The sequence below is a fragment of the Rhodopirellula sp. UBA1907 genome (genome assembly GCF_002337565.1).
GTDB classification, from domain to species: Bacteria; Planctomycetota; Planctomycetia; order Pirellulales; family Pirellulaceae; genus Rhodopirellula; species Rhodopirellula europaea.
Genome location: NZ_DDGH01000011.1, coordinates 1 through 15001 on the forward strand (window position 1 = coordinate 1; position 15001 = coordinate 15001).

7 protein-coding genes are annotated in these 15001 nt (G+C 56.4%); all 7 read right to left on the reverse strand.

Annotated features, from left to right (window positions below; all coding sequences use genetic code 11):
• Window positions 1–9: 9 nt before the first annotated feature.
• The 7 genes from B2R17_RS03010 to B2R17_RS03040 all read right to left on the reverse strand — a co-directional run bounded on the left by B2R17_RS03010 (window position 10) and on the right by B2R17_RS03040 (window position 14919).
• Window positions 10–738: an NYN domain-containing protein gene (locus tag B2R17_RS03010; protein ID WP_286762790.1), complete on the reverse strand. Its 729-nt coding sequence runs from the start codon at window positions 736–738 to the stop codon at window positions 10–12.
• 405 nt (window positions 739–1143) lie between these two features.
• On the reverse strand, window positions 1144–3015 hold the full coding sequence (locus tag B2R17_RS03015; RefSeq protein WP_286762791.1) for a hypothetical protein: 1872 nt from the start codon (window positions 3013–3015) through the stop codon (window positions 1144–1146).
• Complete coding sequence (locus B2R17_RS03020) at window positions 3012–6830, reverse strand: DUF5682 family protein (protein ID WP_286762792.1); 3819 nt, start codon at window positions 6828–6830, stop codon at window positions 3012–3014. The genes B2R17_RS03015 and B2R17_RS03020 overlap by 4 nt, the downstream gene beginning before the upstream one ends.
• A gap of 11 nt (window positions 6831–6841) precedes the next feature.
• On the reverse strand, window positions 6842–8041 hold the full coding sequence (locus B2R17_RS03025) for an AAA family ATPase (RefSeq protein WP_286762793.1): 1200 nt from the start codon (window positions 8039–8041) through the stop codon (window positions 6842–6844).
• A gap of 64 nt (window positions 8042–8105) precedes the next feature.
• Window positions 8106–13403 (reverse strand): DNA-binding protein, encoded by a 5298-nt coding sequence (locus B2R17_RS03030; RefSeq protein ID WP_286762794.1) that lies wholly within the window; start codon window positions 13401–13403, stop codon window positions 8106–8108.
• Entirely contained in the window at window positions 13400–14293 is an 894-nt protein-coding gene (locus B2R17_RS03035; RefSeq protein ID WP_286762795.1) for a DUF4132 domain-containing protein, read from the reverse strand. Before B2R17_RS03035 ends, B2R17_RS03030 begins: the two co-directional genes overlap by 4 nt.
• 200 nt (window positions 14294–14493) lie before the next feature.
• Complete coding sequence (locus B2R17_RS03040; protein ID WP_286762796.1) at window positions 14494–14919, reverse strand: DoxX family protein; 426 nt, start codon at window positions 14917–14919, stop codon at window positions 14494–14496.
• Window positions 14920–15001 lie beyond the last annotated feature (82 nt).

A 15001-nucleotide genomic window follows, 5' to 3' on the forward strand; every position in this document is an offset into this window, starting at 1 on the left:
TGGCGTCGACTATTTTTTCAATCGGACGCGAACGGAGCCTGGTCCGGCTTGGCGGTCCTTTTGGAGTTCGAAAAGATCGATCGCCTCGAACATATCGCTGAGCTTTGGGAAGCCGTAGGTGCGATGACTGAAAGGTCCTTGGTTCGAGATATGGGCTCCGACTGGTCCGAGCGCCGCCCAGCCATCGTCATCAGCGGCTTCCTTCACCGCGGTTCGGAGTGTGTTCATGAGCTTGGTGTTCTGTTGCAGCGACGACACCGAACTTTCTCGCCTTCTCTTCGGCGGCGTCTTGTCATTGTGTTCTTCATCCAAGTAGATGAAATGGCTGCAGGCGAGGACGAATGGGGCCGGCGAATTCTGGCGTCCAAATCCGATGACTTGTTTGCCATCTTCCCGCAAGCGGCAGACTAGCGGAGTGAAGTCGCAATCTGATGAGACCAAACCAAACGTGTTGACCTGTCGCGTGTAGAGAATGTCCATCGCATCGATCAGCAACGCCATGTCGGTTGCGTTTTTTCCCTTGATCAGATCGAAACATTGAGTCGGTGCAATCGCGTACTCATGCAGTACGTTGATCCAACCCTCCAGGCCTCGTTTGGTCCAGTTCCCATACGCCTTTCGAATGTTGACGACGCCGTAGGTGGCAAGTTCGGAAATGATGAAGTCGATCTTGGAGGACGGTGCGTTGTCAGCATCAATCAGTAGCGCGATGCTACCTTCGGGACTGGCGTTGGGCATGAATGTTGATTGCTCCGGAGAAACGAGCGTCGTAGCGGTGCGTCTCGCAATACAAGCAAGCAAAGCAAGACGGTGGAAGGAGGAAGAGCCAATTGACGAATTACGTCAACGCATTTGCACTACCAAGCAGCCACCCATTGTAGCGACCCCAATCACCGCCATGCATCACCTGCATTTAGCTGACACTCCGTCCCAAACGATCCAGGACAAGAATCCCATCCCATCAATTGTCATCCAGGCAGGACGGCAGGAAGGATCGAGCACAACCATAGGAGCCGTTTTGGCGTTAGCCCCGGTTGTCCGTGGGAGTAGTGGCGTTTGCCAAAACAGATCAAATGCCAAAAGACTTCTGCCCCCCTGCTTCGACCCAATCAAAGAACGATTGAAGACGTTCCGGCATCTGCTTCAGTGGTCGTTGTTTCTCGACTCCAGCCAGTGCAGCCATTTCTTGCGTTCGTAGTGGCTTCTGAATTCGCGGCAGTATCGGTCGATCACGGCGAGCGTGATTGGCCGACGGTGTTGTTCGGACGCGTGATTCACATTGCCACGGCGAGTTGCGGCGGGGGATTCAGCGCATGCCATCGCCAATTGATTTATCATCTCGGCCGCTGTGCGTTGGCCGCGGGCGACCAAGCGTGCATGGGCTTGTCGATGTGTGCGAGAACTGACTGATCCGACGGAACTGCGACCGCCGATCACGACGGCTGCACAACGTTTTTCCAAACCCGGAAACAGGTCGCTCCCTGAACTTCGAATCTCAGGGGCGTCGCGAATGAAAACGTCGGGTTCATCCCGCGATGGCTGTTTCAGTTGATGGTCGATGTCTTCAACATACCGCTGAGTGTTTTGAAAATGGTGTCGATGCAGTTCGTCGAGTCCAAGATGACAGCGGCCCATCCAATGATCCGGCAAGGTCACTTCATTGGACAACGCACGGAAGCTCAGGGCATCAATCCATCCCGCTTGGTCCAACCGCAGACGCGCGAACACCTCGATCAACAAGCCGGGGCACCTCGCTAGCATTTGTAGGTTTTGTCGGTACTTTACCGCCGCATGGTCCATGGCGATTCCGAGCGTCAGCGTGGCCTCGCAATTTGCAGGTTGGAACAAAACACCCGCTCCTTTAGCGGCGACGATGGTGCCTTGGAGGCAGACCAGATTGGTGTCACGACGCAGGGGTTCCTCAGGTGAACTTGTTTCATCGAACACCCGTGAGATTTGCTCGCGGATGTCTTTCTTCCAATTGCTATGCGACGTCGAGAAATCTTCAGCATGACCTTTTTTTGCAGGCTGAATTGCCCAACGGGTTTTGCCGCCCTTGCCAAGCCGACCATCTGGTGAGCTGGTTAAATTTTGAACGTCGATTCGCGAACGGCTGATGACTTGTGCCGATGCCGTTGTCTCACCCAAATCAATTCCACCACGATAGGCTTGATTGATTAGGTCGGCGTTTCCTGGACGAGTATCGACCAGTTGGTAGATGTCTCCATCATCACCGATCAAGTGTGTGACCACGCCTGCGTAACCACTCAACGTCAAAATCGGTTCGGCGATCACTCCGGTCAATCGCTTCAAGGAATTCGGTGAGAAGGGGCTGCGAGCGTATCCCAGCTGAGACTTTGGGGCTGAGGCGATCCGGTTCAAGCGGTGAGCGGCTTCGATGGCGGTGATCGTGTCTCTGCGTAGTTGATCGCAATCGGCATGTTCGTCAGCCGCTCGCAGTCGCTGGATGCCTTCAGCGATGCGAATCAGGCTGGCGGACAAATTCACCAATCCTTCGGCGCGGCATTGATGGGCGGCGCGAAGCAATGCGGATTGGATGATCAAACCGCTGGCCCGTGCGCCGCTCACCAGCAGGCTATCGATCGCCTGTAAACTCTGTTGGACAGCACCTCGCATGGCGTCGGTGATCTCGACATCGTTCTGATCGGGCTCCGTTTGGCTAGTCGCGGGAGGTTGACTTTTGCTTTCGGGGGCCTGCTCTGCTTCGCTGGCGATTGTCAATGAGGTCACGACGGCGAGAAGATGGAAGCATCTGGGTGACAGCAGGCATGAGCAAGACACCATTTCGCTGTCCACCACGGTTTGACGGTCGTCGGCACGCAATTGAACCGTTTCATCACCCGCAGAAATCGTCCACTTACCATTGGTTTGTTCCCATTGCCAATTGGCGGCCGCAGCAGGGTCACGATCCAAACGTTTACGCACCCGGCCAGGGGCGGCTTCGATTATCTCCGTAAGCAGTTCTGCCTTGATCGAAGGAAGTTGGGGATTCACTCGATTCCTCCCAGTCCGGAGGAGAGGTTGCCTGCGTGCTGGGTACCGCGAATTTGATCGCCGACCCAGCGGGCCAGCTTTTCAGGACTGACAGCGGCGACCGGCATGCCCGCGCCCGCCATCATCGCCGCGTACCCTTGATGAAATCGTGCCACACCGGAGTCGTCGAGCGATGCCAAGCCCAGACACTTGACTCCTGCGTCGACGAGTTCGCGAACTTCGGCGATCATTCGGCCGACGGACACACCTTCTTCGAAATCGGAAACAAGAATCACGATGCTTCGGGATGGGACGGTCACACCCGCGCGTGCCGCTCGAAGTCCCAGGCCGATGTCCGTGCCTCCGCCGACTTGGACTTCCAACAACAGTGACAAGGGATCGGCGACCTGCTCGCTGAAGTCGAGCACTTCGGTACTGAAGGCCAAAAAACGAACCGAAAGTGCGGGCAGAGCATCGAACACGGCCGCCACCAACGCACTGTAGATGACGGACGCTGACATGGAGGCGGAGACGTCCACGACAAATGTCACGTGCCAATCCATCTGTCGTTTGGATGGCGAGTGAAACATCAGCTTTTCGGCGACAATGGTTGCTCGTCCATCGGATCGGCGATGGCAGTTGGCAAGGTTGTCGCGAATGGTGCGAGACAAATTGAGCTTTCGGGCTCGCCGCCGAGTCGGTCGTGGTGATGACAGGCCGTTCATCGCAGGTTGCAGTCGCACGGCCAATTCGGAAGCCAATTGCTCGGTTAAACGTCGCGCCAAGCGTCTTAGCGTCGCGACCTTGGACTCGGGCATCGCGCCCGCCAAAGAGAGGACTTGTTGCAAGAGCTCAAGGGATGGGGTGACGGCGTCGGGGTCGAGCAACTCGATCGCGGTCGAGCGTCCGTTGCCAGCGGCGGTCCCCAGGACTTCTTGGCACAAATCGCTGCCAAACAGAGCTTCCAGGTCTTCCGCCCACTGGGCGGTTGTGGGGTCTGGAGCCTCGGTGCCGCCGCCCATTCCGGACGGAGCGTTGGCCAAACCGCCACGCGAACCCTCGCCGTGTCCCCGCCCGTAAAGCTGATCGAGTGACGAGGCACATCGCATTGCCAGCGGTGTTCTGGATTCAGGCGGCAATCCAAAGATCAGCCTCCATCGATCAGCCAAACTCAATTCGTCGTTTGAGTCTTTTACGAGGGAACGTGAACCATCCGATGTCTTGGAACTGACCGAGGAGGTCGTCACCTCCGTTGCCACTGCGTTGTCCATCTGGACTGGCTGCCACCAATCACGACATTCTGGGTAGGCGTCATCGATTGCTCGTTGACCTGCCAAATCGGCTTCTCGTAGTCGCACCAATTCGTCGGTGATTGCGGCGGAATCGCCCTGCAAAATGTGGGACAACGTGGTCCCGCTGCTGTCGAGGTTTGATCCGCGTTCGTCCAGTTCTGACAAACAGACTTGCAGCAAACGCCGCCGATCGGCCGGTGAAAACTCCGCGAACGCGCCACGCAAAGCTGGCAACCGTGATAAGAAGAGGTCGTCATTCATTCCGGTGATACCAGCCCGAATCCCACTGAGCCAAAACGCATCGCTCTGCATCTGCGGCAGCAAGACTTGAGTCGCGCCGGCGAGTGCGAATTGCAATCGTTGGCGTCCTTCGCGGTTGCCGGCCGCATCCAGCCAACCTCTCGTCAACGCGATCCATTGATTGCCAGAGGCGGTTGCAGTGAAGTCATCGGCGGACGTGTCCAATCGAGACAGCGCGGCCGCGGCGGCTCCGTGCATGCGATCACTGCCCGTCCGTTTGGTTCGTTGGCACCAGTGTACGACCTGGACTCGGCAGGAATCCGATGTGTTGGTTTGATCTCCGCTGAGAGTGACAGCTTGTAAATCGCCTGTCAGCCAATCCAGAAGGTCGACAATTGCGGTCACATCGGCGGGGTCGCTGGAGCCACCAATGCCAGAGAGGCGTTGCAGGCACGTTTGCAGTAGCTCGTTGATTCGCGTTTCCGCATTCGGCAAAGCAAAGGGTTGGACCCATGGTGGATAGGAGGCGTTTTCCTCCGACGGAAGGCCTGGCACCTGACCGGCATGAATCTGTGTGATGACCGTGACCGCTTCAACAAGCTGAGACAGGCCCGCGGCTTGCCGGAATGAATCGCTGACCTGCTGCAAGGCCTGGCGAGTCAGTGTGACCAATCCGCACTGGGTCGCGATCTGCAAACGTTGCAAAATGTTGGCGGGCAAGGCATCCGCCTCGGATTCGGAATGGCCAGGCGTCTTTCCAACGGCTCGCACCATTCCCTCGACCACTTGTTGCAAAGTCACGCCATATCGTGAGACTGATTCGATGGTCGCGGAGGTGCCCTGTTGCCATCCGATCTGCCATCGCTCCACCAAGTTTTCGCGGTGTCCTTGTTGGACCTCGTCGACGCGGACCGCGTAGGGAATTCCTGCGGCATTGAAGCGACGCAGCACCACGGCACGTGCTCGATCACGGGGGCTGCGCAGCACATCCAATTTGAACTCTTTGGTTTCGCTGTCTCGTTGGGAACGCGATCCGCGATTGAAACGATTGGATGGGCGTGTGGAGTTCGGGGGCGGGTCTTGGCTGAACGATTCTCGCCCCGGCAGCTTCAATGCGGTGAGTTGGTTGTCGATGTCGACGGCGAGCCCACACCTGGGAGCAAGCGGAGTCACGCGACCTGTTCGACGACCGATCAGAATTTCGCCGGCAGCGCTTGCGACCGCACGACCACGCCCCATCAAGTCACCTTGGACCAAGCAGCTTTGGATTGCTTCGACCATTTCGCCTCGTCCTGCAACCGGCAATCCTCGAAGTCTCGCCAAGTCGCGCATCATTCGTAGCGACTCGCATGCATCGGGCATGCCAGCCACGTGTCCTTGTCTTCGCAGTTGCCGGCAAATGGCGGTGATCAATTCTGCAGACGCTTCATCTGCCTGTTCAACCGTCTTTGATTCCAACATCCGCTGATGCCAGACTGGATCGCGAACGCCCGCAGGATAGCCGCTGCGTTCATCCAGTTGTTCGAAGGAGTAGGGCACCAGCGATACACCGACCGATGGGCTCGATTCAACCAAAACTCCATCCAACAATCGAAGATCATGTGCTTCGGAAGACTCGATCACCGACGGCAACAGTGCCGCGGCATGGAATGCACCCACGACAGCAGCGGAATGGGAGGGAGCCTTGCGAATCGCGGTTCGCATCGCGGCTTCTCGTAGCAAGTCACGATGCGAGATGACCGGTGCACTCTCACGAACAGCCCATCCGAACATCAGACCGGCACGGCGGATCGATTCGTGATCCGAACCGAAGCCTGGTGATTCAACCAAGCGTTGCCACAGGCCTCCGGTGTCTGTCTCACCACTGCGACGCAGCAGTTCATCGAGCCCGGTTGTAGCAACGTCGTGTTGCCCGTGATTCTCCACCGGGCCGGGCGCATCATCCGTCGGCTCTTCGGAATCTGAGTCGGCGCTCTGAGACTTTGCAGCGACCGACAGATCACAGGCGATGACGGGAATTCCATGTTGCTTTGCCCAGCGGATTGCCACCCATTCCGGCGAGAAGTCCGCCAGGGGATAGAAAAACAGGCCGTGCTCCGGATGCATGGCCGAGATTGCGACAGGGGCAGTTGTTTGCGGGTCGGCGAGGTGCTCGATCCAGTCCTGCAGATCGGCAGGCAACTCGACCAGCAAACATTCCGGTGCAAAGTCATCCAAGATGGCAGGCATTGCACGCGCGAGCGCTGCCGAATGGTGTCGGACGCCGATCAGCCAAGGTGTTCGTGAGTGAAGGAGCGGTTGCATGAGCGTGACTCCTATTCCTCTTCCAACACGCCACGCAATTCAACCAACCGTTTCCAGAGTGGAGACCCATCTTCCGCACGGCGGCGGACGGGACCGTCCCAGTAGGCGAGCAAGCGTTCGCGGTCTTTTGCCTCGTCCTTCATCACCACTCCGAGCAAGTGTCCCGGCATGCGAGAAACAGGGTCAAATCCACTTGGGAAGAAGACGCTTTCTCGGGTGATCGCGGTCGCGACCGCCACCGCTTCGGCCGTGCTCATGACGGTGCTCGGTCGCGATATTTGCCAGCCCTCATCGCTGCGCCCGTTCCGCAAATCGCGAAAAACGGTGACCAGCAATTCGACGAGCGATTGATCCACCGTTGCCTTCGCACCGGTTTCCGCTAACAACGCTGCCGCGCGAGTGGAAACGAGTTCACGCTCTCGGACTTCATCTGCAATCGGGGCAATGGTTTCAAAGTTGAATCGCCGCTTCAATGCGGCTGACATTTCCGATACGCCTCGGTCACGCAAGTTGGCGGTCGCAATGATGGAAAAGCCAGGCCGAGCGAAAACACTGTTTGCGTTCTCGTCACCGGCTTGGTCCATCTCCGGGATCATCATTCGACGTTCGCTCAGAATGGAAATCAATGCGTCTTGAACTTCTGGCAGACATCGCGTGATCTCTTCAAAGCGAACGACTTTGCCATCACGCATGCCGGTCATGACCGGTGAAGGAACGAGAGCGTCGTGAACAGGACCGCGATCGAGCAACATCGCATAGTTCCAACCGTATTTGATTTGATCTTCCGTGGTGCCGGCGGTTCCCTGGACGGCCAAGGATCCGGTGCCACTGATCGCCACGGCGAGCAATTCACCCAGCATTGACTTGGCGGTGCCGGGTTCACCAACCATCATCAATCCACGTTCGCCAGCGAGTGTGACAACGCATCGCTGCACAATGTCTCTCGAGCCTACAAATTTTTCGCTAATCACACACGACGTCGACTTGGTTTTGCCGACCTTGACCCCGTCGCTGCCGCAGATGAAATCCACGACCGCTTGAGGAGATAGCGACCAACCCTCAGGACGCGACAGGTTGTCAGATTCGCGAAGCGCTAGGAGTTCTTCTGCATATCGAATTTCGGCGGGAGGCAATTGAATACGGCGATCGGACGCTGAACGATCGGACGCCGACCGAGCTGCTGTTGTTATTCTCGACTTTTTCTTTGCCACTGGATTCCATTTCGGTGTGTGAATTTCAAAACTGCGGATGCAATGGATTTCGTTTGCTTGGTCTTTAGCCCGGCATCTCTTCTTCGTACTTGGGCGTGTCACCCTCCTCGATCCGCTGCCAGGCTTTTGCGTATTGATCAGGCAGTGTTCGCGGGCAGACAATCAGGCTGGCATAGCCGCCTCGCAGTCGATCGGAATTGGTGTAACCAAAGAGCGGTAGCTTCCAAGTTTCGATCGGCAAGTTGGGTAGCTTCAATGATTCCCATCCGCCTGGTAGGAACACGTCGCGACCGGCCCGGCTGCGCTTCGCGGAGACGAGGTGCTGACCGTCGACCAATTGCTCTGCCGCCTTCTTGAATCTTGCCGTGGTCCAATCATTCCAGGACTTGATGTTGGCGGCGGTGCAATCGGGAAGAGCCAGGAGCTGCAAGTACAACGTCGCCGCATCTTCGCTCAATTTGCATTTCTTTGCTGCGATCTTGACTGTTTCGGGAGAGGAGACTCGAGGATCTTGCTCCCACGCTCCAACGGTCAGGGTGGTTTGCCGGTTGTGGTCAGCGATGCACGTCATTTCCTCACTTCGCATGAGGCGTGTGAACTCGGCAAAGTGCAGTTGTTGGGTGCCATCGGTTTCCCAATCGAACGTTAACGCCGCCGCCACATGCAAGGCTCCTGCATCCGATTCGTTTTGCAATTGAGCGGGGCGGAACCATAAATCCACTGCTGGTGGCATGACGGCACCCACGACCAGCCCGCTATCAAATGTTTGGAATCCATCCGCTGCCGGTTGGCATTTGGCAATCATGGTTGAAAACGTTTCGATGGTTCCTTCCACATCGGTTTCTTGATCCGCACTGTAGGGTTCTGTTCTGCTGCACCCCATCGGCAAGGTTGTTTTGGGGTTGAGCAGGTAGTCTCGAACCGCATCGATCAGGCCGGGGATCTTTGTTCGTGCTGGATCGCCGTGAGGGAGGCTGTAGTTCAAGAAACGGATGGCAGCGGGCAAGATCGGTAGCACTTCGCTCAACGAAAACGTCAAAGGCGGATGCAGGGATCCCTCCAGAACTTCTCGGTGACGTTGTTTGCTATATCCAAACTCAAGGTCACGGGTCATCAAGACCGGAGAATTCGATGGATCGGCCAGTAGTTCGCTGAACAACTTCATGTCAAATCGAAAGTATCCGCCTCGCAAGCTTTGCAGTTGACCGATCACTTTCGTTGGCAATTGGACGCTCGCCTTTTGGGTTTCTTTCCAAGCTTCCACCATGAAATCAAAGCAGCGGTCAATGTTTTTACCGAGAGCCCCCACGCAATCGCGGCGACATCCATTCGCGAGAACGGATAGGGGGACTGGATCGGCATCGGCGGCCGTCACCGCGGTCTTGATTTCGTTGACCTTCCACCCGTAGTGGGCTCGCAGTTCTTTGGTCAGTTTTTCTTGGCCGTAGTGGACGGTTCGGAAATTGGCCATCCATCCCAACGCGACTTCAATGGGCGAGACTCCCAATTTCTGGGCAGCGTCTGCCAGCTTTTCGGTTGAAACGAGGGGTAACGTGTCGACCTTCGCAACGGCTTCGAGAAAGTGTCTAATCGATTTCCCGCTCCATCGTTTTCGCAGCGGCGCAGAATCGATGATCGCATAGGACTTTGGCGGTTTGGGTTCACCCGATTCGCTGTAGGAAAGCACCACGACTTTGTTGGCCAAGTAGCTATCGACTTTGTAGGCCAAGTGCCGGGTTTTGCCTTCGACGTACGCAACGGCGCGATCGTCGTTCACCCCTTTGCCCGCTTTGGCGAGTCTCTTGGCGACCGCCTCATCCGGAGCCTCGGCGACATGGACGACCATCTTTCCGGGAAGATCCAAGATTCCGCAGTCCGAGACAAATTGCAGAGCGTTTTGATAAGGACCGGCGATTCGTTGCTTGGGTGGTACACCGTCATCGGCGCCCCGATGCGCGTTGTCCCAGAACGCTTTCCAGGCAGCGGAGGCGGCGTCGTCAATCAGGCCGAAGTAAACGCCATTTCCGCGTGGCTGCCGTTCCACTTCACCTCCCGTGAAGAATTTCGTCGCGGCGATCAGTTGCTCGGGAGACAAAGTGTTTCGATGCGCGCCATAGGAGCTTGTTGGCACCTGAATGGAATCCAGCGGGATTTGCAACTCCGTCAGCCCGTTCTTGACGGCTGGATCATTCAGCCATTCGGCTGCAGTTTGGGTGTTGGCTGATTTCTTGACTCGCTTGGCTTCATCGGCCGTGCCATCGACTTTGCTGATGAGCTTGTCGAGCGAAACTTTTTCAACCGCCGCAATCCGTGAGATCCGAGCGATCCCCTTCACCAAGCGTGGTGGCGCTTTCGAAAGAAATTTCTGAACGGCTACGGCGCCGGCTTCGCGATTGGGATCAGGGTTTGTCGGGTCCGCCTTGGTCTTCAAGGCTTCGTGTTCGATGGCACCCGCTTCGAAAAGCTGCTTGGCTTGTTTCAAGCTGATCTTGCGAAGCTTTGCAGAGCTTCCGACGCAACGAACCTGATAGAAGTGATAGAACAGCGTGGGCAGTTTCATCGGTTGGCCCTCGCAATACCGCGTGACGTTGCCTGAAAGGTTGGCAATCTTCATCCCGCTGTCTGCATCGATCAATTCTTCCCGATTGGAGACATACCATAGTGAGTCGGTCGCTGGCTTATCAATGATCGCCGTCGCGAATGTCATGCCACCGTCTTGCATCGGTGGGCTGTTCAGGACGATCTCTCGCCCATCCATGCCGCGGCTTTCGTAGCGTTGATCGCGTCGTTGAACGACACAGAAGCCAAGCATTCCATCCGCCACTCCAAGAGGCGATTGCGTGATTCCGGGAGGAGCGGGCATCCAGTGTGACATCTGCCAGTTCACCATGCCTCCATGTGAGGACTGGTCTTCGAACCAGGGTGGAATGCTATCGCGAAGCGGCTTGCCAGTGACCGGATCGATCTCTTGTAGGCTTGCAGTTGGCTTGCTTGCCGCATCATTGGAGGTGTCGAATTCATTCCACACGTGATACCGATTCTTCAGGGTCCAAAATCGCTCGCCGTCGGAAAACCAGTGTTCCGATGAAGGAAGCGACTGATCCCCGGGCATCAGGACTCGGCTGCCGTAAAACACCCCGCCGTCGTGCGGAAGTAGCTTCTCGATATCGAAGCCATAGAAATATTGGTCTGTCTTCTTTCCCTTTCCGCCTTCACTTAACCAGGCGATTTGGTGTTCATAGCCGGCGCTGTTGTCCTGCAATCCGATGACCGCGTCATTGCCGACGGGAATGATTAATTGAACGTATTGATCCTTGCCGAGTTGAAGTTCACCAAGCGTCTGTTGTCCTGAGGGGCCAATCGATTCGACCTTGCCATTGACGAGCAGCGTGACGAAAGGAAAGCTTGTGTCGACGACGACTTGACGTCGCGAGTTCTTAGGGAGTGCTTGTTCGTCCCCGAACGCATCCAATGCTGGCCAACCAAATTCATCCAGTACGCCGGCGGCCAGCGTTCGTTGCAGAACTGCGACCATGTCAATCTTTTTGAGCCGCTTTTCGAGTTCGGGAAACTGTTGGCCCGTTGTGGCCCCGGCGCACCTGACCAACGTGTTCAGGCTGACCTCTGCATCATACAAGCCACCCTGCTCGAGTTTTTGCAAATGGTTGTCGAGGAACCGCCACCAAAGTTCTCGCACGGCTTCGTGGTTCGCCGCCGCTTGTTCGAAACTGCGTTGGTCCGCGAGCGTCCGACCATAGGAGCGTCGCTCTCGAACGCTGCCGGTGAACGTCACGAGTTCAGGAAACGCCGAGTAGACCTTGGGCCCAAATCGTTCATCCGCGATCAGATGTTTCAGTTGTGAGTTGCGGCGTTCGTGATCGACTTCCGCTCGCAACCATCCCTCAAAACTAATCGGCCGGTGGTCAAGAACTTGACCAATGGGCAACTTGAGTTCCAGCATCAGTTCCAATGCATCCGCGTCGAGGACCCCGCCGTAGTAACCTCTGCCAATGAGTGGAATCGGTTCGGCTTCGTCTCGAATTACATCCGCGGTGAGTGAGATCAAATCAAACAGTCGTGGTTGGGGAGATGTCTCAACAGATGCAAGTCGTCCGATCCAACCCGCTCGTCCACCTGGGATCTCGACGTCGGCGGGCAACTCGGACGCGGGCTTTCCGAGCAGAGGAAGCACCTTCCATTCGTCCAGCAAATTCAACCATTCCCACACGGGACTGTCGCCTTGGTAGGAAGCTTGCGGGTCGGTATGCGCCAGCAACCAAACACCGAACGCATCATCTGCAGCAACCAGACGCGCAACGTTCTTCTTCACCGATTTCCAAAATTGCATGGAAGCCCGCGACATCGCGGGGGACGAGATCACGTTCTCTAGAAAGGAGTCGACTTCCTCATCCGCATCTTTCCCTGCTGACTTGGCAAATTTTGCCAGGTCTTTTGCTGCGGTTGCCATCGGTGGCATTCCGCCCATCGTCCGGCGAACCATCAGGTCCATCAATGTCTCGAAGGCTTCCTCGGGAGCGAACTGATTGGCAAGGTCACGCGTGTATTCGGACAAGGCTTTGCCTGAAAGACAACCGCTGAGCGTGAACTCCAACACGGCATCTCGGCGTCGATGCGGATCCACGTCCAAGGCATGGACCCGCTCGGCTTCCAACGCCTTGCCGATTGCGCGGCCCGCGTAGGTGGTGTTGCCAAGGTCTTTGTAAATCCGAGCGGCCTCTTCCCAAAACGGGGGCAAGAAATGACGGACCGAACGATTCAGTTCGCCAGCCATTTCGACGAAGGAATCCATCGCGTGTCCTGGCTTCGATTTGGCTTTCCGCGCCGCAGCTTTGATGCGTTTGACCAGAGCCAAAGCATCCTTGGCACTCTCCGGATGAGTCAGCAATGCCCAGCTTGCAAAGCCCATGGCTTGACGACTTCGCAACGCAATCGGCTTGCTTTCACCATCGGGTTGCAGCCCCAAGTATTCCATCGCAAGGTCTTCTGCCGGTCCCAGGCGATCCGCACTCAGTCGCACCACAACCTGGTCGCCCAGTGCCGCACCGGTGTACCGTCTCGCCACGACTTTTTCGGTGGCATTGGCATCGACCTTCGAGTTGACATGAACCATTCCGCCCGCTGCCAATTGAGCGTCGGTCCGGATTTGCGCCGGCGATCTTTTGGCAGCTGGCTTCTTTTTCGTTGCCTTCTTCACAGGCTTGGATTTGGTGGCAGCTGTCGCCGGGGCGGCCTTTATTTTTGTTGCTTTCTTGACTGCTTTGGGCTTCGTCGCTGTCTGTTTGGGCGAGGTCTTCTTGGCCGCCTTGGTGGATTGACCGGACTTCTTTTTCGCTGGGCTCATGCTGATTCCTCCGGTGAATCTTCCACTTTTCGTTTCGCGTAGATTGCCGCCGCCATTCGAACACCTTCGCTGAACGTGACGGCTCCCAAGTCACCGATTTTGACTGCTTTTTCGCCTTCGTCGACGAACACCAACTGACCCGTGTAGGTTTCGGATTCTGGATATTCATCCCCAACGAAGTAGCGGGCTTCCGTCATGGTTTCATTTTCCCATACCCGGCACGTCGCATAGCCACCACGAACGGGATACCCCAGTCGCCGGCAGTGAGACAATGCAAAGTTCAATTGCTCAAAGACTCCGCCGGCGTAGTCGCTGATCGATTTCAAGCTCTCCTGTGCCTGCGTCGGGTGATTGACGCTTCGGTAGAGCTGATCAACGGTTTGGGAGATTGCCAAGTCACTGGCGAGTTCGCGAAGATCGGCCAAGTCTGCTATCAGAATGGGATGGGGAACCATCACGCCGGCAGACTTGTGCCACTGGGTCTCGCCATCCAAATCGATCACCCCAAAGCCGCGTTTCGATTCAACGTCACGAAGCAAACCAGTGTTTTCAAAGTTGGGTTGCCCTTTGGTGTCGACCGGTGCCACCACGAGGTTTTCAAGGCTCTCCCGCCAAATGGCGTCGGCCCAAACTTCTTGCAACACATCGCGAGGGATCGGCAAAGACCGCAGCATCCAGCGTTCAACGGTGTGAATGCATTCGCTGCGATGCTCGTCCAACCATTCTGCGAGCGCTTTTAAAGACTCAGCAGCGTCGGACTCTTTCAACCACTTTGGCAAGGACGCAAGTGTTTTGCCTTTTGGATTTTGGCAAACGAGTTTGCCGGAGCGAAGTCCAAGTTTGTAATCACGTTCCCCTGGTACCCAAGCAATCTCCGATTGCGCAACCATTCGTGCGTTCTCCCATCGATGAAGAAATGTCCGTGCCAGAAATGATTCGCCCATTCTGCCACGGCATTGAGACCGCGTGTTGTTGCGTCAAGAAATGATTCGACATTTTGACGATTGCATTGGTCGCTCGTCGCAGATGCATTCCCTTTCACGACACTACCGATGCTGTAAAAGCCGCGATGGTTGGCCGCTGGACGGAGTTAGTTTTCGTTTGGTTCGTTGTTTCCGAACAGTTTTTGGTCGAGTGAAAATTTGCCTGGGCCGGTGATGAAGATCACTGCGTAGGTTGCGAGATGGACGGCGGCCAGTTCTTTGACCTTCCACGGATCGCTGCCGTGAACCAAGAACAAGGCGACGAACATCGTGAACGCGAGGCCCAGAACCGCGACGCGTGTTCCCAGGCCGAGGATCAATAGAATGGAGCACCCGACTTCGGTGGCGATGGCGCACACGAGGCTCAGTTGATGGCCCATGCCGAGCGGGTCGGGGAAGCCTTCCGAGATCGTTGAAAAGCCCATGACCTTTTGCAGGCCGTGAACCATCATGAAGCAACCAAACGCAACGCGGAGGGCGAGCAAACCAAAGGAAACTTGCTTGGGCGAGCTGAGGAAGATTTGTTGTTTCATTGTCGTATGTGGGGATTGTGGCCAGTTCTTGGTTGATGAACGATTGCAAATGAAATCGCTCTTCCAAGATTCATTCCGCCAA

Bases quoted from the DNA above. Each gene is read 5' to 3' on its own strand.
- B2R17_RS03035 (WP_286762795.1), bottom strand. From the start codon at position 14,293: ATGGTTGCGCAATCGGAGATTGCTTGGGTACCAGGGGAACGTGATTAC.
- B2R17_RS03040 (WP_286762796.1), bottom strand. From the start codon at position 14,919: ATGAAACAACAAATCTTCCTCAGCTCGCCCAAGCAAGTTTCCTTTGGT.
- B2R17_RS03010 (WP_286762790.1), bottom strand. From the start codon at position 738: ATGCCCAACGCCAGTCCCGAAGGTAGCATCGCGCTACTGATTGATGCT.
- B2R17_RS03030 (WP_286762794.1), bottom strand. From the start codon at position 13,403: ATGAGCCCAGCGAAAAAGAAGTCCGGTCAATCCACCAAGGCGGCCAAG.
- B2R17_RS03020 (WP_286762792.1), bottom strand. From the start codon at position 6,830: ATGCAACCGCTCCTTCACTCACGAACACCTTGGCTGATCGGCGTCCGA.